This is a genomic window from Candidatus Paceibacterota bacterium, from assembly GCA_041661305.1.
Lineage (GTDB): Bacteria > Patescibacteriota > Minisyncoccia > Phycocordibacterales > VMEP01 > VMEP01.
Genome location: JBAZUR010000001.1, coordinates 104,515 through 127,314 on the forward strand (window position 1 = coordinate 104,515; position 22,800 = coordinate 127,314).

29 protein-coding genes, 1 tRNA gene and 1 pseudogene are annotated in these 22,800 nt (G+C 39.7%); 25 read left to right on the plus strand and 6 right to left on the minus strand.

The genetic code is table 11. The annotated features are described in order from the left end of the window. Positions 1 to 2: 2 nt before the first annotated feature. Positions 3 to 479: a prepilin-type N-terminal cleavage/methylation domain-containing protein gene (locus WC724_00630; protein ID MFA6077505.1), complete on the minus strand. Its 477-nt coding sequence runs from the start codon at positions 477 to 479 to the stop codon at positions 3 to 5. A gap of 45 nt (positions 480 to 524) precedes the next feature. Next, the gene (dprA, locus tag WC724_00635) at positions 525 to 1,391 is read right to left on the minus strand and encodes a DNA-processing protein DprA (GenBank protein MFA6077506.1); all 867 of its coding nucleotides are present in this window, start codon (positions 1,389 to 1,391) and stop codon (positions 525 to 527) included. A 120-nt stretch (positions 1,392 to 1,511) separates the two neighbouring features. Here dprA and serS point away from each other — a divergent pair, with 120 nt between their 5' ends. Next, entirely contained in the window at positions 1,512 to 2,786 is a 1,275-nt protein-coding gene (gene serS, locus WC724_00640) for a serine--tRNA ligase (GenBank protein MFA6077507.1), read from the plus strand. A gap of 12 nt (positions 2,787 to 2,798) precedes the next feature. Beyond that, positions 2,799 to 3,650, plus strand: a complete 852-nt coding sequence (locus tag WC724_00645; protein ID MFA6077508.1) for a hypothetical protein — start codon at positions 2,799 to 2,801, stop codon at positions 3,648 to 3,650. On the opposite strand, the gene WC724_00650 is transcribed toward WC724_00645, so the two are convergent. Next, positions 3,647 to 4,261 (minus strand): hypothetical protein, encoded by a 615-nt coding sequence (locus WC724_00650; GenBank protein ID MFA6077509.1) that lies wholly within the window; start codon positions 4,259 to 4,261, stop codon positions 3,647 to 3,649. The two genes, WC724_00645 and WC724_00650, sit on opposite strands and share 4 nt — an antisense overlap. Positions 4,262 to 4,281: 20 nt before the next feature. Here WC724_00650 and WC724_00655 point away from each other — a divergent pair, with 20 nt between their 5' ends. The 9 genes from WC724_00655 (at position 4,282) to WC724_00695 (ending at position 10,103) form a co-directional block, all read left to right on the plus strand. Further along, the gene (locus tag WC724_00655) at positions 4,282 to 5,247 is read left to right on the plus strand and encodes a tRNA-dihydrouridine synthase (GenBank protein ID MFA6077510.1); all 966 of its coding nucleotides are present in this window, start codon (positions 4,282 to 4,284) and stop codon (positions 5,245 to 5,247) included. Positions 5,248 to 5,322: 75 nt separating this feature from the next. After that, positions 5,323 to 5,745, plus strand: a complete 423-nt coding sequence (locus WC724_00660) for a hypothetical protein (protein ID MFA6077511.1) — start codon at positions 5,323 to 5,325, stop codon at positions 5,743 to 5,745. Positions 5,746 to 5,865: 120 nt separating this feature from the next. After that, on the plus strand, positions 5,866 to 6,357 hold the full coding sequence (locus WC724_00665; GenBank protein MFA6077512.1) for a hypothetical protein: 492 nt from the start codon (positions 5,866 to 5,868) through the stop codon (positions 6,355 to 6,357). Between the two features lie 104 nt (positions 6,358 to 6,461). Beyond that, on the plus strand, positions 6,462 to 6,656 hold the full coding sequence (locus WC724_00670; GenBank protein MFA6077513.1) for a hypothetical protein: 195 nt from the start codon (positions 6,462 to 6,464) through the stop codon (positions 6,654 to 6,656). A gap of 99 nt (positions 6,657 to 6,755) precedes the next feature. Next, the gene (gene dnaX / locus WC724_00675; protein ID MFA6077514.1) at positions 6,756 to 7,826 is read left to right on the plus strand and encodes a DNA polymerase III subunit gamma/tau; all 1,071 of its coding nucleotides are present in this window, start codon (positions 6,756 to 6,758) and stop codon (positions 7,824 to 7,826) included. Positions 7,827 to 7,884: 58 nt separating this feature from the next. After that, positions 7,885 to 7,955, plus strand: a tRNA-Gln gene (locus WC724_00680). 2 nt (positions 7,956 to 7,957) lie between these two features. Continuing rightward, positions 7,958 to 8,716, plus strand: a complete 759-nt coding sequence (locus WC724_00685; GenBank protein MFA6077515.1) for a hypothetical protein — start codon at positions 7,958 to 7,960, stop codon at positions 8,714 to 8,716. A gap of 104 nt (positions 8,717 to 8,820) precedes the next feature. Next, positions 8,821 to 9,066 carry a helix-turn-helix transcriptional regulator gene (locus WC724_00690; GenBank protein MFA6077516.1) on the plus strand — a complete coding sequence of 82 codons (246 nt, stop codon included), beginning with the start codon at positions 8,821 to 8,823 and terminating at the stop codon, positions 9,064 to 9,066. Between the two features lie 2 nt (positions 9,067 to 9,068). Continuing rightward, complete coding sequence (locus tag WC724_00695) at positions 9,069 to 10,103, plus strand: hypothetical protein (GenBank protein MFA6077517.1); 1,035 nt, start codon at positions 9,069 to 9,071, stop codon at positions 10,101 to 10,103. On the opposite strand, the gene WC724_00700 is transcribed toward WC724_00695, so the two are convergent. Both WC724_00700 and lexA read right to left on the minus strand, forming a co-directional pair. Next, positions 10,093 to 11,157, minus strand: a complete 1,065-nt coding sequence (locus WC724_00700; protein MFA6077518.1) for a DNA cytosine methyltransferase — start codon at positions 11,155 to 11,157, stop codon at positions 10,093 to 10,095. The two genes, WC724_00695 and WC724_00700, sit on opposite strands and share 11 nt — an antisense overlap. A gap of 9 nt (positions 11,158 to 11,166) precedes the next feature. Continuing rightward, positions 11,167 to 11,751 (minus strand): annotated as a pseudogene (gene lexA / locus WC724_00705) (transcriptional repressor LexA). An 81-nt stretch (positions 11,752 to 11,832) separates the two neighbouring features. Between lexA and WC724_00710 the strand changes: the two are divergent. The 12 genes from WC724_00710 (at position 11,833) to WC724_00765 (ending at position 20,122) form a co-directional block, all read left to right on the plus strand. Then, entirely contained in the window at positions 11,833 to 12,732 is a 900-nt protein-coding gene (locus WC724_00710) for an SEC-C domain-containing protein (GenBank protein ID MFA6077519.1), read from the plus strand. A gap of 186 nt (positions 12,733 to 12,918) precedes the next feature. Then, positions 12,919 to 14,418 (plus strand): DUF2779 domain-containing protein, encoded by a 1,500-nt coding sequence (locus WC724_00715; protein ID MFA6077520.1) that lies wholly within the window; start codon positions 12,919 to 12,921, stop codon positions 14,416 to 14,418. A gap of 65 nt (positions 14,419 to 14,483) precedes the next feature. Further along, positions 14,484 to 14,939: a hypothetical protein gene (locus WC724_00720; protein ID MFA6077521.1), complete on the plus strand. Its 456-nt coding sequence runs from the start codon at positions 14,484 to 14,486 to the stop codon at positions 14,937 to 14,939. 55 nt (positions 14,940 to 14,994) lie between these two features. Then, entirely contained in the window at positions 14,995 to 15,147 is a 153-nt protein-coding gene (locus tag WC724_00725) for a hypothetical protein (protein ID MFA6077522.1), read from the plus strand. Between the two features lie 5 nt (positions 15,148 to 15,152). After that, a complete protein-coding gene (locus WC724_00730) occupies positions 15,153 to 15,743 on the plus strand; it encodes a hypothetical protein (protein MFA6077523.1) in 591 nt (196 codons plus the stop codon). A 160-nt stretch (positions 15,744 to 15,903) separates the two neighbouring features. Further along, positions 15,904 to 16,221, plus strand: coding sequence for a hypothetical protein (locus tag WC724_00735; GenBank protein MFA6077524.1), 318 nt, complete (start codon positions 15,904 to 15,906; stop codon positions 16,219 to 16,221). Positions 16,222 to 16,245: 24 nt separating this feature from the next. Continuing rightward, complete coding sequence (locus WC724_00740; GenBank protein MFA6077525.1) at positions 16,246 to 16,761, plus strand: M23 family metallopeptidase; 516 nt, start codon at positions 16,246 to 16,248, stop codon at positions 16,759 to 16,761. 326 nt (positions 16,762 to 17,087) lie between these two features. Next, positions 17,088 to 17,465 carry a hypothetical protein gene (locus WC724_00745; protein MFA6077526.1) on the plus strand — a complete coding sequence of 126 codons (378 nt, stop codon included), beginning with the start codon at positions 17,088 to 17,090 and terminating at the stop codon, positions 17,463 to 17,465. Positions 17,466 to 17,537: 72 nt separating this feature from the next. Continuing rightward, entirely contained in the window at positions 17,538 to 18,086 is a 549-nt protein-coding gene (locus WC724_00750; protein ID MFA6077527.1) for a sigma-70 family RNA polymerase sigma factor, read from the plus strand. Next, on the plus strand, positions 18,071 to 18,586 hold the full coding sequence (locus tag WC724_00755) for a hypothetical protein (protein ID MFA6077528.1): 516 nt from the start codon (positions 18,071 to 18,073) through the stop codon (positions 18,584 to 18,586). The genes WC724_00750 and WC724_00755 overlap by 16 nt, the downstream gene beginning before the upstream one ends. A 40-nt stretch (positions 18,587 to 18,626) precedes the next feature. Beyond that, positions 18,627 to 19,175, plus strand: a complete 549-nt coding sequence (locus WC724_00760) for a hypothetical protein (protein MFA6077529.1) — start codon at positions 18,627 to 18,629, stop codon at positions 19,173 to 19,175. Between the two features lie 17 nt (positions 19,176 to 19,192). Beyond that, a complete protein-coding gene (locus WC724_00765) occupies positions 19,193 to 20,122 on the plus strand; it encodes a sodium:calcium antiporter (protein MFA6077530.1) in 930 nt (309 codons plus the stop codon). A gap of 6 nt (positions 20,123 to 20,128) precedes the next feature. Here WC724_00765 and yihA read toward each other — a convergent pair whose 3' ends face one another. Continuing rightward, positions 20,129 to 20,713: a ribosome biogenesis GTP-binding protein YihA/YsxC gene (gene yihA, locus WC724_00770; protein MFA6077531.1), complete on the minus strand. Its 585-nt coding sequence runs from the start codon at positions 20,711 to 20,713 to the stop codon at positions 20,129 to 20,131. 129 nt (positions 20,714 to 20,842) lie between these two features. On the opposite strand from yihA, the gene WC724_00775 reads away from it, so the two are divergent. Beyond that, entirely contained in the window at positions 20,843 to 21,997 is a 1,155-nt protein-coding gene (locus tag WC724_00775) for an HD domain-containing protein (GenBank protein ID MFA6077532.1), read from the plus strand. Between the two features lie 15 nt (positions 21,998 to 22,012). Further along, positions 22,013 to 22,774 (plus strand): glutamate 5-kinase, encoded by a 762-nt coding sequence (gene proB / locus WC724_00780; protein MFA6077533.1) that lies wholly within the window; start codon positions 22,013 to 22,015, stop codon positions 22,772 to 22,774. The last annotated feature ends 26 nt before the right edge of the window (positions 22,775 to 22,800 follow it).

The following is a 22,800-nucleotide window of genomic DNA, read 5'->3' on the forward strand; positions in this document are numbered from 1 at the left end:
AATTATGGCTTGTAGTCTACGATCAACGTAGGTGTGTCAGCACCGCTGAAGTCAGCACCGCTTCCTGTACAAGCAGTTCCCGCTGTTGCATCTGCGTCACTCGACAAAGCATCGTTTGTTCCTTCGAGTGTAGCTCCTAAGTGGTAGCTATCACAAGTTGAACCTGCTCCCAAACCAGCATATAGATACTGTGTTGGTGTAGAGGTCGATGTACTTGATGGGTCGACTGGAACATTTGCTAAGAAACCACCCGATACGAGTCCTGAAAGGGCTGTTGGGTATTGTTTGTTTGTATCGTAATAAAGAACAAGCGCAGTTCTAATGCTACCTAAGTCACCAACGCGCTTTGCGTCACGTGCCTTGGCGCGAGCTGAGTTTAAACTTGCCAAAACGATACTCGACAAAATTCCAATAATTGCGATCACAACTAATAATTCTACGAGCGTAAAGCCGCTCTCGCTTTTTCTTATTTTCATCATAACTCAATCAGTATAGCAAAGAAAAACAACAATAACGCAAGCGTTTTAGATTATCCTGTGGATTTCTCCAAATTGTTCCGAAATCAAGCCTTTAATTTCAAGTAGAGAAAGTACTGAATTGAGTTGGTGGACGGGAAGCTCTGCTTTTTTGACTAGCTCATCGCGTGAGAGAGGTTCGTTAAGTATTTCTAGAATATTTCTTTCGTCTGAAGAGCAATCTAGAAGTAGGGAATTATTTTGCGAAATATTTCTTTCTACAGAAAAACCAAGCGCCGAAAGTAAATCAGAACTTTCGGTGATTGGTGTTGCTCCTTCTTTGATTAAACGATTTGTCCCTTTTGAAGACGAAGAAAAAATACTTCCCGGAACGGAGTAAACTTCTTTGTTGTAGTCGAGAGCAAGTCGCGCTGTGATAAGTGAACCAGATTTTTCTGGTGTCTCGATGACAAGAGTTGCTTTTGAAATGCCAGCCATCAGACGATTCCTTTGTGGAAAAGACCAAGTGGTTGCTCGGAAGTCTGGTTCGTACTCAGAAATTAATGCTCCACCACTCTCTACAATCTCATCAGCAAGGCGCGCGTTTGTCGCAGGGTACAAAACTTTTCGTGAAAGCCCAGAGCCAGGGAAAGAAATTGTTTGCAGTTTCGCGTTGAGCGCTGAGCGGTGGGCAATAGCATCAATGCCGAGGGCGAGACCGGAAACAATAACAATAGGATAGCCACGCAGTCCATCAATAAGACGCTCACAAGCTTCTCTTCCATAAGAAGTATATTTCCGCGAACCAATGACAGTCAGAAATGTTTTTGAGTAGTCTGGAAGAGATCCTTCTATATATAGATGTTTGGGAGGCTGGGGAATCTCAAGTAAAGCCTCTGGGAATTCGTTTGGTAAAAGTTTTCTTACTGTCTGCATTTTTAAATAATATCACTAGTCTTATCTTGCCCGAAAGTATGACGGGGATTATACTGAATTTAAGTTTTCGGTTTTTGTATTTACCTAAAAGCTAATACCTAGAAGCTAAAAGCTATTTTCATGCTAGATATTAAATTCATTAAAGAAAACCCCGATCTAATCAGGGAAGCTTCTCGAAAAAAACTTATCAATTTTAATGTTGATGAGTTATTAGCTATTGAAGAAAAAAGACTTTCAGCGCTTTTGGCCGTTGAGGGTTTGCGTGCTGAACAAAACAGAGCAAGCGATGAGGTCGCGAGAGGGGCCGATCCTGTTACGCGCGAAAGGTTGGTTTCCGAGATGAAGCTTTTGAAAGAACAGCTCAAGCAAAGAGAGGAGGAGTTGAAGGAGATAATGTCCACATGGCAGGCGCTTATGCTTCAGGTTCCAAATGTTCCAGATATGTCCGTTCCAGATGGTTTGAGTGATGAAGACAATATGGAGGTCAAGAAATGGGGGAATATTCCAGAATTCAAATTTGAACCAAGAAATCACATAGACCTCATGCAACAAAATGGAATGGTTGATTTTGAGAGAGGTGTTAAGGTCGCCGGTTTCCGTGGATACTTTTTGAAAGGTGATGGCGCGCTTTTAGCTTTTGCAGTTTGGCAGTATGCGCAAAAGTTTTTCTTGAGTCGTGGCTTTATGCCGATTATTGCGCCGTCACTTGTTCGCCGAGAAGTTTTTCTTGGAACAGGATATATTCCACAGGGGGAAGAAGATTTGTATAAAACACAAGATGGAGATTTTTTGGCGGGAACAGCAGAGGTCGGTGTTATGGGGTATCACATGGATGAAATTATCGACAAAGAAGAATTCCCAAAAAAATATTTAGGATTTTCACCATGCTTTCGTAGGGAAGCAGGAAGTCACGGGAAAGATACAAAAGGTCTTATTCGAGTTCATGAATTTTATAAATGGGAACAAGTTGTTTTATGTGAAGCTAGTCACGAAGAATCTGCAAAGTGGCACGAGTGGCTCAATCGAAATACAGAAGAGTTTATTGAGTCGTTGAACATTCCATATCATACTGTCGCCAATTGTGGCGGTGACTTGGGTCTTGGGCAAGTAAAAAAATATGATATTGAGCTTTGGGTGCCGGGAGAAAATAAATACCGCGAGATAAGCTCTGCTTCTTATTTCCACGATTTCCAAACAAGAAGAATGAATATTCGCTACAAGGGTGATGATGGAAAACTCCGCTTCGCCCACTCGTTAAATAGCACGGCAATCCCAACGCCAAGAATTCTAGTCTCTATTATTGAGAACTTCCAAAACGAAGACGGTTCAATCACTGTTCCAGAAGCGCTACGTCCGTTTTTTGGTAAAGACGTTATCGACAATATTAATCGCTAAACTTCAATCTCTATGGACTTTGGGCTTCCGGTTCAAAAAAAAGCACCCACAGCCCGGGATCGTCGGCGCAAGGTGTTAATAAAAAAAGTATCAATAACGCTCGTATCGTTTTTGGTGTTTTTCGGTATTTTTTCTTATGTAATGAATTTTTCTCCGCTTCGCGTTGAAAAGGTTGTTATCTTCGGCACAAATATCGTGCCAGAGGGTGAGGTGGCGGAGGCGGTAAATACTCTGATTTCTGGTAAATATTTTTTTCTTATACCAAAGAATAATGTTTTCTTTTACCCCAAAGAGAGACTTAAGAATGATTTGCTAAGTAAGTTTAGTCGAATCGAGGCAGTGTATCCGGCGCTTGATAGAGGAAATATTTTGGTTATCACTGTCGCGGAACGTTCTCCGAAATATGTTTGGTGTGGCAAGGAAAACAGGAGAGATGTTTCTACCCACGAGGAGTGTTATTTTATGGATAAGGATGGTTATATCTTCATTAAGTCTCCAGATTTTTCCCCAAATGTTTTCTTTAGGATTTATGGTGAACTTGCCTCAACAACCGAACCGATAGGAGCAAGAGTTTTTTCTCCAGATGAATTTGTAAGAATTATGGATTTCAGGAGCGCTGTTTCAAGTATTGGTTTTAGTCTGAAGGCAGTTGTGTCTTTGAAAGATGGAGATTACGAGTTCGTTCTCAGTAATGGAGGAAAAATTCTTTTTAATTCAAAAAATGATTTTGATAAATCTGCCGACAACATTCGTCTAGCTGTTACCTCGGCTCCGCTTTTTGACGAATTAAAAGCAAAACCAAACCAGCTTCTATATATAGACGTGCGTTTTGGGAACAAGGTCTTCTATAAATTTGACGATTAGGTTAAATTCTCACCTCTTTTAATTTTTGCAATATTGTTGTAGCTTGTCGGTAGGCACAATTTATCTGGAGGGTTCCCATGAATAATAGTACGGCTTTTCGTTTTCCGATTGGGCTTGCTTACACGCTTTCGGTCGCCGTTGTTGAGGCGATACAGCACAAGCGTAGCTTTGTCGGCAAGAACGACCTCAAACGACTTCTTGAGTGGTACCAGAACGCAGCGTACCCCTGGAACGCCGCTTTGTTTTCGCGGGAAGGCACAACCGACGAAGGGCAGGCGCTCTATATTTTGATGAGGCATGTTCACTCGAAAAACGCAGTGAACGGTGTTCGTCAAAGGGTATCGCTCGTAGCTCGGGTTGCCGAGTTCATGAGCAGATTTCCGAGGAAAACTTACTCGCATCACGACTTCCACTTCGTACTCGATTTCTTCAACGATTTGTCCATCGAAATAATGAAGTACAGGCGTGATGTCGGACGGAGAAAGAGAAGGGCTCGGGCGGGGATGAAAATTGCGCACATCAAAAACAGGATGGCGCACGCGCGGATTTAGTCCGCAGATTACAAAGGGGCGCTTCGGCGCCCCTTTTTTGTATCCGACAGAAAAAAACAACTTATGCTAATATCGGGCAAATGAAAGGATTTTGGGGAAAGTTGAATAAGCCATTTTTTGTTTTGGCACCAATGGCCGATGTCACCGACGCGGCTTTTCGTCGTATCATCGCAAAGTATGGCAAACCAGATGTTTTTTGGACAGAGTTTGTTTCCGCTGATGGTTTGTGTAATCCAAAAGGGCGAGAGAAGCTTTTGATTGATTTGTCATACACAGAAGCGGAACGTCCGATTATTGCGCAAATTTTTTCTTCTAAACCAGACAATGTTCGCGAAGCCGCAAAACTAATTAAAGAATTGGGCTTTGATGGACTCGACATAAACATGGGTTGTCCAGATAGGACGATAGAAAAACAAGGCGCGGGTGCTTCGCTTATGAAGAATCCAAAACTCGCGCAAGAAATTATCCTCGCCGCGAAAGAAGGCGCAGGGGATATGCCAGTATCTGTCAAAACACGCCTTGGGTATAACAAAGATATTCTAGAAGAATGGCTCCCGGCTCTACTTGAGACTAAACCAGTCGCGATAACCGTGCATGCTCGCAACAGAAAAGAACTGTCGGATTTTCCAGCACGATGGGAAATGGTTGCGCGGGCGGTGGAGATTCGCAACGAACTAAAGAGCGATACTTTAATTCTTGGTAATGGCGACGTTAGAGATATTGCCGATGCGAAAAGAAAAGTAGAAGAAACTAGCGTTGATGGGGTGATGCTTGGACGAGCGATTTTTGGCAATCCATTTCTTTTTGGTAGCGACAAGAGAGAAGTATCAATAAAAGAGAGATTGGAAATAATGGTTGAACATACGAAACTTTTTGAGGAATTATTTAAAAACGAGAAAAATTTTGCCGTGATGAAAAAGCACTACAAAGCGTATGTTCACGGATTTGATGGAGCAAAAGAGCTCCGAGTTGAGTTGATGGAAACAAAAACAGCCAAAGAAGTTGAGGAACTTGTGAAGAAGTTTCTAGGTGGTAGGGGTGCGTAGAAACGTTGTAATAAATTTTTGAAGGAATAGAATTAAAGGAGCAGTACAAAACGTATAAAAAGAAAGGAGAGACGTATGAGCACGTCACTTGATGTAAAGTTCTTTGCAAAACTCGAGTGTCGTTTAGTGAAACCAGCTTGCTGTGTGGCTGTCGCTACAGTCATCAAGTCACAGTATGGTATCCACGACGACGTGGATGTTGTCTTGTGTCGCTTCAGGCGGAGAGAAGTGGCCAAATCATCTTTTCAAGAAGTGTTTGAGGTAATCCGCTTTTTACCGGAGGATAAAGAGCTAGCTCTCAAATTTTTTCCGCACGGACCACCATTTTTGAATAGTGGTCCAGCATGGAGAGAAACAACCGGATGGCTTGCCCATGTAGTGAATTCGGACAGACCAATTCGAGAACTTGAATTTGTGCGGATTGAAGAGTATCCCCAAAGGACTCTACCACCGCATTTTAGGGCGAGAGTTTTCTACAACGCTCCTGCCTTGCGTTGAGGCCCCAATTTTGTTTGTCGATCTAATCGGCTGACGGAGTTGGGGCTTTTGTTTACAGTTTTGATATCTTGTGGTAGCATTTTCCCGGGAATGTTCCCGTAAAACACAAGAAGGATAGTGATGCAAAATCGCACAATAGTAACGGTGTCATCGACGCTGGTTTTCGATCTCGAGAAGAAGATCGAGGCGTATCTGAAGTCGCACGAGTGGCGTCGCCTGATTCACCCGCAGTTGGGTGATGATTTCCTTGTCACTCTCTGGAGCGAAGGAAATGTCCTCGGTGGCCTCGGCAAAGACGGCTTCGTCGAAATCGAGCGCAACAAGATTCCGGGGAAAAAGAACATCACCCGGGCTGTCTCGACCAGGAAGGCGGTGGAAAACTGTCTGAATGGAACCATTCGCGTTCGCGCTCTCGAAACGCACGAGCTTGTCGAAGTGGTCCAGGGCTGGGCTCTGCTGTCGATTCCCGATGCGGTGAAGGCGAAGGTCATCAACCACCGCACTGGCGAAGCCAACAACAAGGCGAAGCAGTTGAAGTTGCGTTTCCAGGGCAAGTCCGGCATGGTGCCAGGGCACGCTTCGATGGAAATCACGGGCCAATCGGCAAGTTGATCGGCACCTGTAGACGGCCAATCGGCCTAGTTCAACGGCTTGCGCACAGAAACGTTTTTAGTTAGTATGTGCCCTGCCGTTCAACCAGAAGAGGAGAAGCACCGATGCATCAACAAGGTTCAGGTTCATCACGCAGTTTTGCAGCCCGACGCGCGAATTACTTTGCGGGACAGGGCACGCAAGCACAGCCGATGTCGGGGGGAACAGGGGTCGCCGCAAATGATCCCAAGGCCACTTCCGCCGAAGAAGAAATCGTCGTCGACCCGAAAGAGTCGCCGGCAAAGCACCAAAAGCAGTAAGTCGGCCACGGCCGATTAACAGGTCCGCAAATCGTCAATCGACGGGGAGCGGGCCTTTTTCATTTGGCGAGCTGAACTGATATAATCATTTTTACGAGAATGAAAAATTCAAACGAAAATAAAGCAATGGAAAATGTTGCGTTCTATCGCAAATATCGTCCGCAGAAATTCGCGGACGTTTTAGGACAAGAGCACGTTGTTTCTGTTATTGAGAATTCGCTTTCGTCTGAAAGCATAGTTCATGCATATCTTTTTGCCGGTTCTCGCGGAACGGGCAAAACTTCAATCGCGCGCATTCTTGCTCGCGAACTCGGCACGTCGGACAATGACCTATACGAAATAGATGCCGCATCAAACCGTGGAATCGATGATGTCCGCGCATTGAAAGAATCGGTGCAGTCTCTACCTTTCGATTCAAAGTACAAAGTTTATATTATCGACGAGGTTCATATGCTCACCAAAGAAGCTTTTAACGCGCTTTTGAAAACTCTTGAAGAACCTCCAAAATATGTAATCTTCATTTTAGCGACGACTGAAATTGAAAAATTACCAGAGACGGTTGTGTCGCGTTGTCAGGTTTTCCAATTTAAAAAACCATCTCTTGAAACGTTGCGCGGGGTGATAGAAAAAATTGTTAAATCTGAAGGATACAAAATAGAGAAATCAGCGGGGGAGCTTATCGCTCTTTTGGGCGAAGGTTCGTTCCGTGACACGCAGGGGATTTTGCAAAAAGTGATCGGACTTTCAAAAGGGAAGGAAATTACTCGCACGGAGGTAGAGAACATCACCGGTGCGCCAGCGACAGAACTCGTGCGTGATTTTATTTTGGCGATTGCAACGCACGATTTGGAACGCGGGCTTTCTGCGGTGGGGAATACAGGAAAAGAGAATCGCGACATGAAGGTATATGCCAAACTCGTCTTGCGACAATTGCGCGCAGGGCTACTTTTGAAATATGCACCAGCGGGAGCAGAAAGTTTACTTTCAGATTTTGACGAGGACGAAAAGAAGTTTTTGAACACTCTCATTAAAGAAAATGGCAAGAATATCACCTCGGCGGTTTTAATAGAACTTCTCACCGCATACCAGCTTCTCGACTATTCTTACATCCCAGAACTTCCTTTAGAACTTGCTCTGATTAAGATTGTCGGGCAAAATGACCGAAGTTAGTTAAGGGCTTTAGGCTTTGCTAATAAGCTAATCCCTAAAAGCTAACAGCTGTATTTATTGGGGGATCGTCTAACGGTAGGACATGAGCCTTTGAAGCTCAGTATCTAGGTTCGATTCCTAGTCCCCCAGTTATGAATGATTTTATAAAATCATCTGTTGATTGGTTTAAAGAGAAAACTAATAGTTCCCTGTATTTTACTTATTTTGTTTTTGTTGTTGTTTGGAATTGGAAAACATTTTTCACTTTATTTTTTGAGGACGCCTCTCTTTTTGAGGCGCCTAGAGTTGAGTATGTGTTAACCAATTTCGGGGTACACTTTTATGCTACTGAGGAGATTATTCTTTATCGGGTTTTAGAATTTTTTACAAACATCATATGGCATGCAGGAGTACCAATATTACTTACTTTTTGGGCGGTAAAATATTTACCTAGATTTAATGCATGGGCACATGAAATTGAAGTGGAAAATTACTATAAAAGGAAGCGCGTTTATGACGCCAAGAAGATTACGTATGAAGAAGAAAAGACTTTCTTTTTAAAAACAGAAGCGGAAGAAAAAATAAAACAGAAGACTGCAAAGGATTCCATTCAGAAATCTCAGACTCAAGAAGAAAAATGGGAGTCTGAATTTTTGAGAATTGACGAGGAAGATGTTCGTGCGATTCAGGTTGGGGTTAGTACTATTTATGGAAAATCAGGACACTTTACGACTGATCCATTAAAAATGGCAGCAATTTCACAATATGGTAAGTACATCTCGCACGATTTGTATGCACGCCTTGATTCTATGAATCTCATAAAAAAGGATAATAACAACTCAAGTAAAATAGAATTCACCGAAAAGGGAAAGTATTTTGTTCGTAAATTACAAGAACAAAAGAGGGTTTAAAGGGTAATTTTTGGTTCGTCGTTTAAGTTTGAGATAATTTTCGACTTTGAAGGGTGGGGATAGTGTTTCGCATTCTGTTATATGGCAATTTGGAATAATACACAATGGAATATTATGATGTGTATATGCCAAGAGCAATTTATACAAAAGACCATAACGAAATTGTTGAACGCTTGAAAAAGGCGCGACTTAAGGCTGGTTTTGGGCAGGTTGAGGTTGCAGAAAAACTTGGTAAAACTCAGTCTTATGTTTCTAAGATAGAATCGGGACAAAGACGTTTTGATGTTTTGCAGTTGAAAGAATTTGCAAAAATATACAAGAAAAAAATCGATTATTTTATTTCTGACTAAATATGAAACTAGAACCAAAAAATGTAGTGGAGAGTTTACATAAAATTATGTGCTCTTCTACGAGCACCCAAGCTGACGCGAGAGTTGATAATAATGATTACTTTAAGAGACGCGTGCTTGGTTTTAAGGCAGAAATTGAATTTGAGAAACTTATTGAAAACTATCAAAACATCCAATTTCTTGAGGGAGGACAACTTATATCAAAAGCTCTTTCTGGATCAGCTAGTGATTCAAATAAATTTATATACACTACACTTTCTTATGATAAACCAGAGAAATACTTAGAAGTATATAAAGCTGTTTCAAATTGGTCAGATGTTGGCGAAATGTTTTATTTGGAAACAAATGACAAGTGGACTTATGGTGAACTTCAAGTTAAAGATACATCTACATCTCCAAAAAGAGCAGAAAAGATACTCAAACCTAGTTGTATTTTTTGGATCTATAATAAAAGTAAGGCAATTTTCGAAAAGCATATTGAGCAAGATTACGGCTGTGTTCTTAGCGGTTTTGAAAATTCAGGTAGAGAACCTTCCGTCTTTCCTTTGAGGAAACGTGAACAGTTTGATTATTTTTTGGAATATAACATCGATATACTTAAAAAAATATATGCTACAAGATATTTCCTCGATGTAGTATTAAGGAAAGCAAGTAAAAGAAAAATTATAGATTTTGATGGATTCCTAAAATACAAGCAAGGGCTATCACTCATCGAGATAAAAGAAAAAACACCAATTGTTGGTGAACGGGATCCAGCCGATCAAATGCAGTGGAAATATGGCTGGGACTCGAGAAGAATTTTATGGTATCTATATTTTTCGAGTAAGATTAATATGCCAATTATTTATAATGTTCGACATATTAACAACAGGACTGAAAGAAAATTTATTCAGTGGGATTCTATAACCATTGATACTTTTCTTTCTGGATCTGATTGGTCAAAAGGTAGAGGAGGCGGAGGTGGGGAGGATACTATGCTTGCCCCATATCTTTTCTTTGAAAGAGTAGAAAAAACACTTGAAAAACTTAATCGGTAAATGCTAAGTTTTTATTTTTAGCTAACACTTTACTGACACTAGCTCTTTTTATTTTCTCAATATCTATTCTACCTAATTTATTAGAAGATTTCTCCTCCAATTGATTCAGAGATTTTAAGACTTCTTTTGCTAATGCTGTAATTACAGGCACAGCAACACTATTCCCAAATTGTTTATATGCTTGCGCATCGCTGACCGGTATCTTGAATGAATCAGGAAACCCTTGTAATCGTGCAGCCTCTCTAGGAGTGAGTTTTCGAGGATTTTTACTTTTTTGCTCAATGAGAATTTCTGAACCATCTTTATAATATCGTGCAGATATAGTACTTGTGTATTCTGAATTTTCATTAAACATAGAATATCCGAAACCGTTTCCTTTTTCCCTATGTTCTTTTTTTCTCCTTTGGTGCCCCGCCCACAACTTGTCGGATATCGTATATTTAGGATCAACCTTTTTTTCAAGAATATTTCCAAGGCGAGTTTTTATGCCCGAAGGTTCAGGAAAAGAAAAATTAGTTTTTCCTAAAAATCCTATTATATATATACGTTCTCTGTTTTGGGGAACACCAAAGTCTTTTGCATTGAGAACTTTTGAATAGACTTCGTAACCAAGTTGCTCAAGGATATTATTTATTGTTTCAAAAGTTCTTCCATTATCATGACTCTTAAATCGTTTAACATTTTCTAGAAAAACTACTCTAGGTCTGTGGTATTCAAGAATTTTAGCGATATCAAAAAATAACGTACCTCTTGTATCTGCAAGACCAAGTTTTTTCCCAGCTTGAGAAAATGGCTGACAAGGGAAGCCAGCAAGTAATATGTCAAAAGGTGAGATTTCTTCTGGTTTAAACTTGGTAATATCTCCAAACGGAATTTCGGCAAAATTTGCACGATAAGTTTTTTGCGCTGGTTCATCCCACTCCGAACTGAAAACTGATTTCGCCCCTATACTTTCAAAGCCTGTTCTTATACCACCTATTCCTGCAAATAGATCTATGACTCTAAGTAATTTTTGTTGAGAATAATTTTGTTCTTTTTCCGTTTTTTCATTAATGTTTCTTACTATTTGGACAACTACACCTCGGACCTCAACTTCTTTTCTATAAAAAGGGAGCATATTTTGATTTCTCGGCTCAAGGCGGAATCCTTTTTTTTCACGATAAAGTTTTTTTAACGTGGCTTGGTTTTCATCAATTATGGCTACAACAGTTTGGCCATCTTCTGCTACGTCTTGCTTTCTTATGACCACGATGTCTCCCTCAAAAATTCCATCATCCATCATACTGTTTCCAATGACACGGAGAGCATAGTAATCTTTGGAATTCTTAATATTGGGGTTTACTATCGATATAGTGTCCTGCCTATCTTCTATGGCTTCAATTGGCTGACCGGCGGCAATGGTTCCTAAAATAGGAATTTCAAAAATATATTTTATATCTTTTTTGGGTGAAATATTTCTAGATAAATTTTCAGATTTTGAGAGGTAGCCTTTTTCTTTTAAATAGTGAATATGTTCATGTATTGTGGATATCGCTTTAAGCTTTAGCTTTTTCCTTATTTCTTCAAGGGTTGGCGATATGCCATTTTCAGCGATGTATGTATTTATAAAATCGAAGACCTGTTTTTGTTTTTTTGTTAGGTTTGCCATATTGCTAAAAAAATTTATTTGCGATACAGTTTATATTATAACCGAAAATAAACCGAAACATAAGGGCGACTTATCCACAAGATGAAAAAAGGGAGAAATGAAAAATGTCCATGCGGAAGTGGTTTGAAATATAAGAAATGTCATATGAACAAATCCCGAGAGATTGGAGTATTACGCAAAGCATACGACATGGGTAAAGACCATGATTTTTATACTCGTTTTTTATTTGGTCTTGGCAACATCAGAAGTTGTGCATACGGAAGAGATAAGCAACTTGAGTATGATAAAAGTTTTAGTCCGGTTTTCCAAAATCTAGTTGAAATGAATATTGTAAAAAAGAAATGCGTCGCACTTATTTCTCAACATCGTGAGGCGGTTGAAACAGGCAAAGATGGGAAATACCATGGTAACCAAATTGACGTAAACGAACCTATTGAGGATGAACTAAATATTTTCTTTAAGGACTTTTTCATTCGTGGTGAAATGGCAATAGGAAGTCTTATTGCACACTCGCGATACGTGGGATCAAATATCGGGTTTCTTTTTACGGACGACGAAAAGAAATTTCGCAAGGGATTGGCAAAATTTGTGTTAAACGAGAACGATGAGCGTTTTAAGGGGTTAAATGCGTTCATGAAGCATAATCGAACAACATGGTACGAATCTTTCAATGACCTTCGCAATAAAATTGAACACGAAGGGTGGCATTTGCCGAATTTGCAGTACACACTTGATTCAAATAATAAAGTGCAGGTTCGGTTACCGACATCCCCCAGTCAAACTATTGAAGAAATTTTGGAGTCATATTGGCAAAGCATGAGTATGTTTTGTGAGGAAGTCATCGTTTTTCTTTTGAGCCTTAAGTTGAAAGAAGACATGATTATTGTATTTATTCCAGAAGAAAAACGAGATAAAAATTTACCTGTTCGATATATTGTCAGTCATAAAGATTTTCCTGGTGTTTTGTTGCAGTGCGGGTAAAGGGAGCATCCCCGCCGTCTCCTATTTTTTCCCACGGCGGGGATATTGCGCGCGAACGAGGGGTGAGATGAATGGCATTTTCAAAATGATATAATACGAAAATGGAAAAAGTACCTTATACAAACTTAACCGTATTTGTTCTTGAGCACTAACCATTAGATGAGCTCTTAGAATATATTACTTAACATGTCTTTCAAGTTATCAAAAACCAATTTTCTAATATGTCTTGATTGTGCAAAAAACGCATGGCTTAAGATTCATAAACCAGACATATACAAGAAAAAATCTCCTTCTTCTTTTGAGTTAAACATCATTGATACTGGTAATCAAATTGACGAGCTTGCTCGTGATCTTTTCCCAAACGGAACACTTGTTGATTCTCGTGAGGATACGGAACTTACAAAAAAACTCATGGCCGATAAAATACCTGTAATTTATCAGCCAGTATTTGCTACAGAAAAATTTATTATCGCCTCCGATATTTTTGTTTGGAATGCGGATACAAATCTATATGATCTGTATGAAGTAAAATCTTCAACTTCTTCAGAAGAAGAGGGTGGAAGAAAAACTGAAGATTATTTGATTGATATGGCTTTTCAAAAAAATATTCTAAATGACTTAGGTATTCAGATTGGCACTCTTAATTTAATTCGACTCAACAAAACATATGTTCGAATGGGAAATATTGAGTTAAAAGAACTATTTTTTATTGAAAATTTTACTGATCAAGTAAACGAAAAACTTGAGGATATAAAACAAAAAATGGATGGTGCTTACGAGCTACTATCTAAAGAAAAAGAACCGCAAGGGCACTGTGATTGTATTTTGAAAGGGAAAAATTCGCACTGCACGACTTCGTGGTATTCAAACTCTGATCTTCCCGAGTACTCTGTTCATTCAATCGCTCGAATTCACAAGAAAAAACTAATTGAATTAGTTGATAGTAATATATTTAGTATTCATGATGTTCCAGACGGTTTTGAGTTGTCAGATAATCAACGAAGACAGGTAAATACCGCACAGTCGGGTAGGGAGTATATTGATAAGAATGGAATCTCAGAGTTTTTGGAGACTATGAAATATCCTCTTGCTTTTCTTGATTACGAAACATATCCTTCTGCAATCCCAAAATATAATGGATACAGACCATATCAACAAATTCCATTCCAATTTTCACTTCATGTTATTGACTCGCCAACCAGTGAATCTGTTCACTATGATTTTATTTATACAGATCAAGAGTGCCCAGATACATACTTTTCTGAAGCATTAAAAAAGCATCTTCCAAAAATAGGAAGTATTGTTGTGTGGAGCCAAAGATTTGAAAAAGGTATCAATGAACAAATTGGTGAACGTTTGCCTGACTATAAAAATTTTATGCAGGAAGTGAATAATCGTGTAGTTGACCTGATGATTCCTTTCTTTGGCAAGACAACAATGTATGACCACCCAAAATTCAAAGGTAGTGCTTCAATAAAATATGTTTTGCCTGCTCTTGTTCCCACTCTGTCTTATAAAGATATGCACATTCAAGAAGGAGGTACGGCAGCCGACACATGGAATCGTATTGTGTCTGGAGAATATTCTGAAAATGACAAAAATATGAAAATACAAGCACTCAAGGATTATTGTCATCTCGATACTTTGGCGATGGTTGAAATTTGGAGAGTCTTAAAATCAGTTTAGAAAAGGGGGCAAATGATATTTTTAAAATGGTAGACTTTACGAAACCGAAGCATTCAGCAATTCATATGCCACGAAAAACAATAAAAAATGCCGGCGACCAAGATTTTAAGCCGGACTTAACTCCGAAGGAAATGCTTGAGCTCGGTGTATTTGGCGGATTATATTTTTCTGATAAACCTAAAGAGTTTCCAAGGAGTTGGTTTGTGAAAGCAAAATTGTCGCCTGATGGAAAACGCCACAAAGAACTGAACTTTTTCGGCATAAATGCGAGCCAACCGCTTTCTGTGTGGAAAACTAAAGGGTGGATTCATCCACAAGATCCGCGTGGATGGTTTCAGTGGTACTGCAGATATTACATTGGGCGTCGGACTGTTGATGATGAGCGACAAATAAAAAGGTGGAGAGCCATACGCAGGCACATTGTGCAAATTAAAAACAATTGCCGAACCGGAGATATTTTTTGCCGACCTCGGCAAAGACAAGCATTGCTTCACTGGGCTTACGACTCGCGGAAAATGTAATAAAGATTCTCCCGAGATAGATTTTTTGCGGGCACCAAAATGATATAATACAAAAATGGAAAAGGTACCATACACAAATTTAGCCATCTTTGCCCTTTTCTTTGGTGTTGCTCTTCTAGAAGCAATTCAAAGAAGTAATTGGATTGAAGCAGGCCTTTTTCTCGCCCTAGGTCTTTTATTCCTCCGCGCAGATTTTTTAAAGAAATAATGAATATGAAAAATTTTTATACAATCATCCCAATTTTAATCGCTTTGTCTGTCGGGGTTTATTTCTCGCTTACAGTTGATGAAAAGAAAGTGACAAATAATAACAACACGTATCCAAATTATTCAAACGAAGTGCTTGGTATCGAATTTGCCTATCGCGCAGGACCAGACGGATATGTGATACAAGAACACTTTGTATCGAAGTCAGCTGAAGATTTGCTTGGCACGATTGTACTCATGAGGACTGAAGACGCCGAGAGACCAATGCCTGTCGGTGGTGAGGGTCCAGCAACTATCACTATTCAAGTGCTTAAGAATTCAAAGAAACAACAGTCAGAGGCGTGGGCAAATGCGAATAACATATACAGCAATATCAATCTTAAAACAGGCGAGGTGAGTGAGTATGTTCTCGGTGGAGCAAACGCAATTAGATATTCTGCTACTGGTCTTTATGAATCAGACAATGTGGTGGTGGCTCACGGCGAGAACGTATATGTGCTCAGCGGAAACTATATGGACGCTGAATCAGATTTGCGAAAAGATTTTACTCCACTTCTTGAATCAGTCAGATTCATCCCGCAACCAAGACAAAATTAAGGATGAAAAGACAATGTGCAAAAAATGCACACTGTGAATCGAAGGCAAAACATATGGTGGCGTTAGTAACACAGATGCTGAAGTAGTTGTTATAAAGAGACGAGAGGGGCTTGTGGAACGAGCCGTTAATATTTTAATCACAACTTGATATAATCTTTTTATGAAAAAACCATTCCTATACGCATTCTCCGCCGCACTATATATTGTTTCTCTTATTTCCGTTATATATCTTGCCTCTCGTTTTTTGAAAGATGTGCCTGAAACTATAATTATTCCGATGACTATGCTGAGTATTTTTGTTTTGTCAGCTGCGGTTATGGGGTTCTTGTTTTTATCTGAGCCGTTATCTCTACTAGTTGAAGGCAAGAAGAGAGAAGCTATTATCTACTTTGCTAAGATTGTCGGATTTTTTGCTTGTTTCGTGATTATTTTTGCAACGATTCTTATCACCGGCCAAACTTTTCTCCCGTCATTTTAGCTTCATATAAATCAACTTATTTTCGTGCGATATTTTCTTAAAAATTTTAGGAAGGTCTACAATGCGGACAATCCATTCGGGGCTTTTCCTTTGTGGGAATATTACCCAAAAACAGGCACACATGTAGGCACAGATTTTAAAATTGCAGTTGGTACGCCAATATTTGCTCCGGCGAACGGTGAGATGTTTAAAGTTTGGTTTGATAAATATAAAGGAAATGTTGGTGTGTATATATTTGATTATCGAAAAACTACTTGGGGCCTTGAGCTGTGTCATCTAAAAGAATTGCCCGCTGTGGGAAAATTCAAAGAAGGAGAGATAATTGCTTATTCCGGCAACACCGGCGCATCCACAACCGGCGCTCATCTTCATGCGGTGCTTCATCGTGGTGCCGAGGTCGCAGAGAATTATCAAGAATTACAAAGTCGGGAAGATTTTCTGCGACTAGAAAAAGAGGGAGCAATTGTTGATTGTTTTCAGTGGTTTTGCTCAAAAATGAAAAGAAAAACAAAACGAGAGAAGAAAAGCAAAGCTCTTTGAACCCAGTAAAAAAGGTGCTACAATCGGACGACTATGCCACAAGTAAAAGGATTTCATATAAATAGGGGAAAGTCTCGCTCTAAAAAGACAAAGAAGCGCCTTGCTATAAAGAAGGAAATGCTCGCAAGTCGCAAAACGAAAAAGAAGTAGTTTTAGTTTTAGAAGCCAATACTCGACTCGTCAAAAAGCTCATTTCAATCGGAATGAGCTTTTTGAGCGTTGGTGCAGAGGGAATCTTTGTCTAAATGAAAGAAAATTGTATATCGCGTTGTACTAACAGTAGAGATATCGCGAATCTCTACTTAATAAAAAATAATAAAAATAACATGGAAAAAAGAACATTAAAATTAGGCGCATTGGCACTCTTGCTTGGGGCTATGGGGGCACTTACTGGTACAGCTTTTGCATACCAAGGAGATCCGTCAGTTAGAGGCCCAAATTATTCAGCGGAACGTCACGCTTCAATGGAGAAGGCGTTTGAGAGCAAAGATTATACAGCTTGGAAAAATCTTATGCCCGGAAGAGGCAGAGTAATGCAAGTTGTTAATAAAGATAACTTTGCAAAATTTGCCGAAGCGCACGAATTGGCAGAACAAGGTAAATTTACTGAAGCACAGAAGATTCGACAAGAGATGGGATTAGGACTCCATGATGGTTTGGGGAAGAAAGTTGGCGGAATGGGGAGGGGTATGATGGGCAGATAAACGGTAATGTTTTTACACAGCAAACTCCAGCCACAAAACTGGAGTTTGCTGTGTAATTGGTATACTCAAACTATGAACGAGGAAAGGAATAAAAAACTATCTGACGAGGAAATTATTGGAAAAGTTCGTTCTAGCGATCAGGAGCTTTACGCCATAATCGTTGAACGATATCAGAGCAAGCTCTTTCGTTATGCCAATAATTTAATTAAAGATGAGCACAAATCAGCTGATGTAGTTCAGGAGTCTTTCATTAAAGCTTTCGTGAATTTGAATAGTTTTGATACAAAAAAGAAATTTTCTAGTTGGATATATCGAATTGTTCACAACGAAGCAATGAATGTTCTAAAGAAAAACAAGAAAGAGATATCAATTCCAGATGATATGGATTTTCAGAGTGACGAAGATATTGAAGATGATTTTATAAAAAAAGAGGTTGTCGCAAAGGTCGAGAAATGTTTAGGAGAGATGCCAATGCTTTATTCTGAGCCATTGATATTACGCTTCATTGAGGAAAAATCTTATGAGGAAATCAGTGATATATTAAGAATACCAATGGGGACGGTCGCAACGCGCATAAGTAGGGCAAAAATATTAATGAAACATCTATGTCAAAAGAACTAAAAAATATTAAAGAGTCTGTCATGGGCAAAATTCATCAGGGCAAGGTGAAGATGCGCCCGAGGATATATTTTGTCATGGGTTCAGTCCTCACTTTTGTGGGACTGGTTTCTTCTGTATTGATTTCTGTTTTTCTTATTGGATTGATGCGTTTTTCTTTGAGGGCTCACGGACCAATGGGGGAATATCGAGCAGAACAATTACTGACGAGTTTTCCATGGTGGTCGCCAGCTGTCGCAATTTTGGGACTAGTGGTTGGAATATGGCTACTTCGCCAATATGATTTTTCTTATAAGTTGGACTACAAAATTATAGTTGTTGTTTTTGTGGCTGTTGTGTTTTCGGCGGGGTGGGTTCTTGATATGACCGGATTGAATGAGGCTTTAACTAGAAGAGGGCCAATGCAAGGAATGATGAGGCAATACCTGGAAGAAAATAATATTCAACCAGAGTTCGGTGCCGGCTGGAGAGGTCCGCGAGGTTTAAGGACGATTATTGAATAATTCTTGTTTAATTCGGCTGGCGAATTTATAATAAAAGAATATGAATATCTATAGAAACGTAATTATTTTTATTTTAATTCTCGGAGTTATTGGTGCCGGATATTATTTTATTAACAATAAAAGTAGCGAAGAATATATTCCACAAGAGATTGTGAATGAGGTTGTGAACGAAACTGAGGAACTTGTAGGTTCTCGAGATGGGACTCATTTTGGTTTTATCCACGGCGTTGATGTGGAAAAAGGAGAAATTAAATTTGATAAAACTGTTTGGCTTTCTGGTGTCGAAGGAGAGGAGGCGGCAATTAAAGCAGGCCACTGTACAGAAGAAACACGTATTGATTGTCTTCCAAATGATTATTTTATTTCAAACTCTTTGGAAAAAGATGAGGTTCTTTCGGTTGATCCGAGTGTGGTTCTTTTTATGAAGACTTGGGAAGTTGGAAATTTAGGAATACTAGACCGTGAAATTGGATTTTCTGATTTTGCCAAGCTCGTTTCTGACAAGAGTGCTCAGTGGGATAAGGTGCCGTATAATGTCACAATTGAAAACGGAAAAGTGATACACATAGAAGAAGTTTATGTTCCATAGATTTAAAAAAATGATTAATGATTAACAGTTTATTTATTTTTGCCGCTTCGCTTTTTATGGTTATAAAAGGCGCGACGATGACAACGCGATACGCTGGACGCTTGGCGGAGAGTTTTCACCTTTCAAAATATACGGTCGGCTTTATTATTGTGGCAATTATCTCTATTCTTCCGGAGACATTTATTGCAATAAACTCAGCAATTAAAGGTGTTCCGGCGTTCGGATTCGGCACGCTACTTGGCTCTAATGTCGCTGATTTGTCTTTGGTTTTTGCGGTGGTTGTGTTTTTGGCAAGACGAAAAATAGTGGTGGAGAGTAAGATTTTAAAAAATAACATTGTTTACCCGCTGATACTTCTTTTGCCGATTGTCCTTGGTTTGAATGGACATTTTTCTAGAATGGAAGGCTTGGCCCTTATTATTGCCGGAGGAGTTTTTTATTATCTCGCGCTCAGGGACGGTCGTGATGGCGAGAGTACTTTGACAGGACACAATGGTCAGGTAAAAAGTTTTTTTATGCTGTTGTTTGGTATGACAGTACTGCTCGTCGGCGCATACTTTGTTGTCGCCTCGGCTGTGGGTTTGGCAAATTATCTTGGAGTGAACCCGATTCTTATTGGTATGCTTGTCGTCGGACTTGGTACAACTATGCCAGAATTATTTTTTGCTTTGCATTCGGTTAAGAAACAAGATGACTCTCTTGCTATCGGCGACATCCTAGGGACTGTTCTTGCCGACGCGACTATCGTAGTTGGAATCCTCGCGCTCATTAGTCCATTCACATTTCCACTTCAGATTATTTACATCACCGGTGTGTTTATGGTGGTGGCCTCGTTTGTCTTATTTTATTTTATGAAGACAGGAGAGACTCTCACAAAAAAAGAAGCGCACGCGCTCCTTTTGTTCTGGATAATTTTTGTTCTAGTAGAATTTCTTTTTAGCAAGTAAGAGTACTTACTCTAAAATTTTTTGCAAAAGTTTTCCGCTATTTTTTGTTGTGAGTGTTGAGTACGGGAAAATGTTTTCTTCACGAGACGACTGTGCGATTGCGCGCATTTGTGCCACTGTTTCTTTTTGGTTTAATTTGTCTATTTTGTTGGCGACAATGAGGTAAGGGTAGTTTTTTTCTCGGAGAACTCGAATCATCTCTTCGTCGAAAGCGGTGAAGCCAGCTTTAACGTCGAGAATGAGCACTACTTTGTGCAGGGTTGTGTTTGAATACATTAGATACCACAGAATAAGTTTCTCGATTTTTTCCTTCTCTTTTGGTGACGCCTTGGCGTAGCCATAGCCTGGCAAATCGACAAAATAGCACTTTCTGTTGTTGATAGAAAAGAAGTTTATTTCGGTAGTTTTTCCCGGTGTCTTGCCGACCTTCACGAGATTTTTCTTATTTACGAGTGAATTTATGAGACTTGATTTACCAACATTGGAACGTCCAACAAAGGCGATTTGAGGCACGCCATCTTCGAGGATGTCATTAGTCCCAACTATTCCCCGTACAAATTCTGCGGAGTTAATTTTGTTGATAATAGTCATATGTTTAGAACACTACATGAACTGCTAATTTTTTGCTAACTGATTATTTGAAAAAAATGTGGACGATAGTCGCTTATGCACTGAAAATATACCAATATTTTCAGGATTTTGATATAATTAGCATTAAGTATGACTCATCAAGAATCACTAGAAGAAGATAATCTTATCTCTGGAAAAGTCTCCTCTGAAGAAGAAGCACGCGATATAACAGAAAGTGGTTCGTACGAAAATATCATAAAAGAGCTTTCTGATAAAAAACTATTGGAAGGGTGTATGGAGCGGACAAAAGAGGAGTTTTACCCGCGTATTGAAAAGGCACATTTTAGTCCCGCAGAAAAAGATTGGGAGATGCTCACCGTTATGCGTTTGTTTCACTTAGATACGGCTGAACACTGTATTCGTACTTTGGAAATTCTCTCGCACAAAATTCACGAAACACTTATTCGACCAGATGGTTCGGCTGTAAATCTCGACGCAAATATTATTGCGGAAAATATTCAGATTGAAGAATTTTTGCGTGCGGCCTTGCTTCACGATATCGGCAAAATTGTGATACCTCGTTCAATTCTCGACAACCCACTTTCAAATACAAATTGGTGGGATATTTTGAGTTTAGCCGTAAGTACTAAAGGAAAGGAAGCAGATTCAATTCGTGCCCATATTTCGGCGCTGTCAGGTGTTCCTTTTAGTCTCAATACATATAAAAGTGATCTTAATGCAAAAGAAGTGCGACCAATGCAAGTTTGCCCAGTCTCGGCAATTCTTTCTGAAGAGGAAGTTCGCGATTTAACCAAGCGAGGTTTTTCTTCAGAGAATACTATTGCCGAAATAATTATGGCGCACGAGGATGAGTCGCGTCGTATTTTGGAGAGTGCAGGTTTTCCTGTTGAGGCAAAACTTGCTGGCATGCACCATAATTATGCGCGAGAGAATATTGCAAACGAAAGTTTGTCTGTAGAAGCTCTTCAGGTTGGAGCTGATGTCGTTGGAATTTCTATGGCAGATATTATTCATCTTGCTGATGTAACAGATGCTCTCTTGAGCCCGCGTTCATATAAAAAACAGATGCCATTGCCGAAAGTTCTCGTCATTCTGATTCAACACGCAAAAAGCGGAAAGGTGAGCAAGGAAATGACATATATGTGGATAAAAAGCGAACTCGCCAAAAGCGACATTTCTAATGACGACAAGACAACATTCGCCGGTGATCTCGGAATGATTGACGCATTTCTTAGGGGAGAAGAAAGGGAAGTCGAAGGAAGACACATGCTTGAAGCGGCTTAAAAGCCTATAAATAAAATGAAACGAATTGTTGTAAAAATCGGAACGAAGGTTCTTTCTCGGGAGAACGGAACGCTTGATTTAGGGGTTCTTGAACATATTGTTCAACAAATAGTCGAGTTGCGAAAGAATGGACTACAGGTGGTGCTTGTGACATCAGGGGCCGTTGGCGCTGGGAAGAGCTTGGTTTCACTCGGGGAGATAAAGTCAGAGACTGTACAAAAACAAGTTTTTGCTGCTATTGGACAGGTGAAGCTCATGTCGACGTACTCTGAGTTTTTTGCAAAATATAATTATTATTGTGCTCAGGTGTTGGCGACAAAAGAGGATTTTCGAGATGAGACGCACTATCTCAATATGAAAAATTGTTTTGAAGGTTTGCTTTTAGATAACGTAATTCCGATTGTAAATGAAAACGATGTAGTCGCGACATCAGAGCTACTTTTTACAGACAACGACGAACTCGCTTCACTTGTGGCGGAGCAACTTGGTGTTGATAGTTTGGTTCTTCTCACTGGAACCAATGGTATTTTAGATGAAACAAATAATGCAATTGCAGAAGTCGATTTTTCTAATGTTGACATGGTCGCCAAACTTATCAGTCCAAGTAAGTCGTCGTCTGGGCGCGGGGGGATGGTTTCAAAATTTGCTATTGCTAAAGAATTGTCTGAAAAAGGAATAGTCGTACATGTTGTAAACGGCAAACAAAAAAATATTTTACTTGATGTGGTGCGCGGAGAAAAAATAGGAACCAAGTTTATTCCCAAAATTTTACTTTAAACAATGTTTGCCGACGTTCGTTGTTC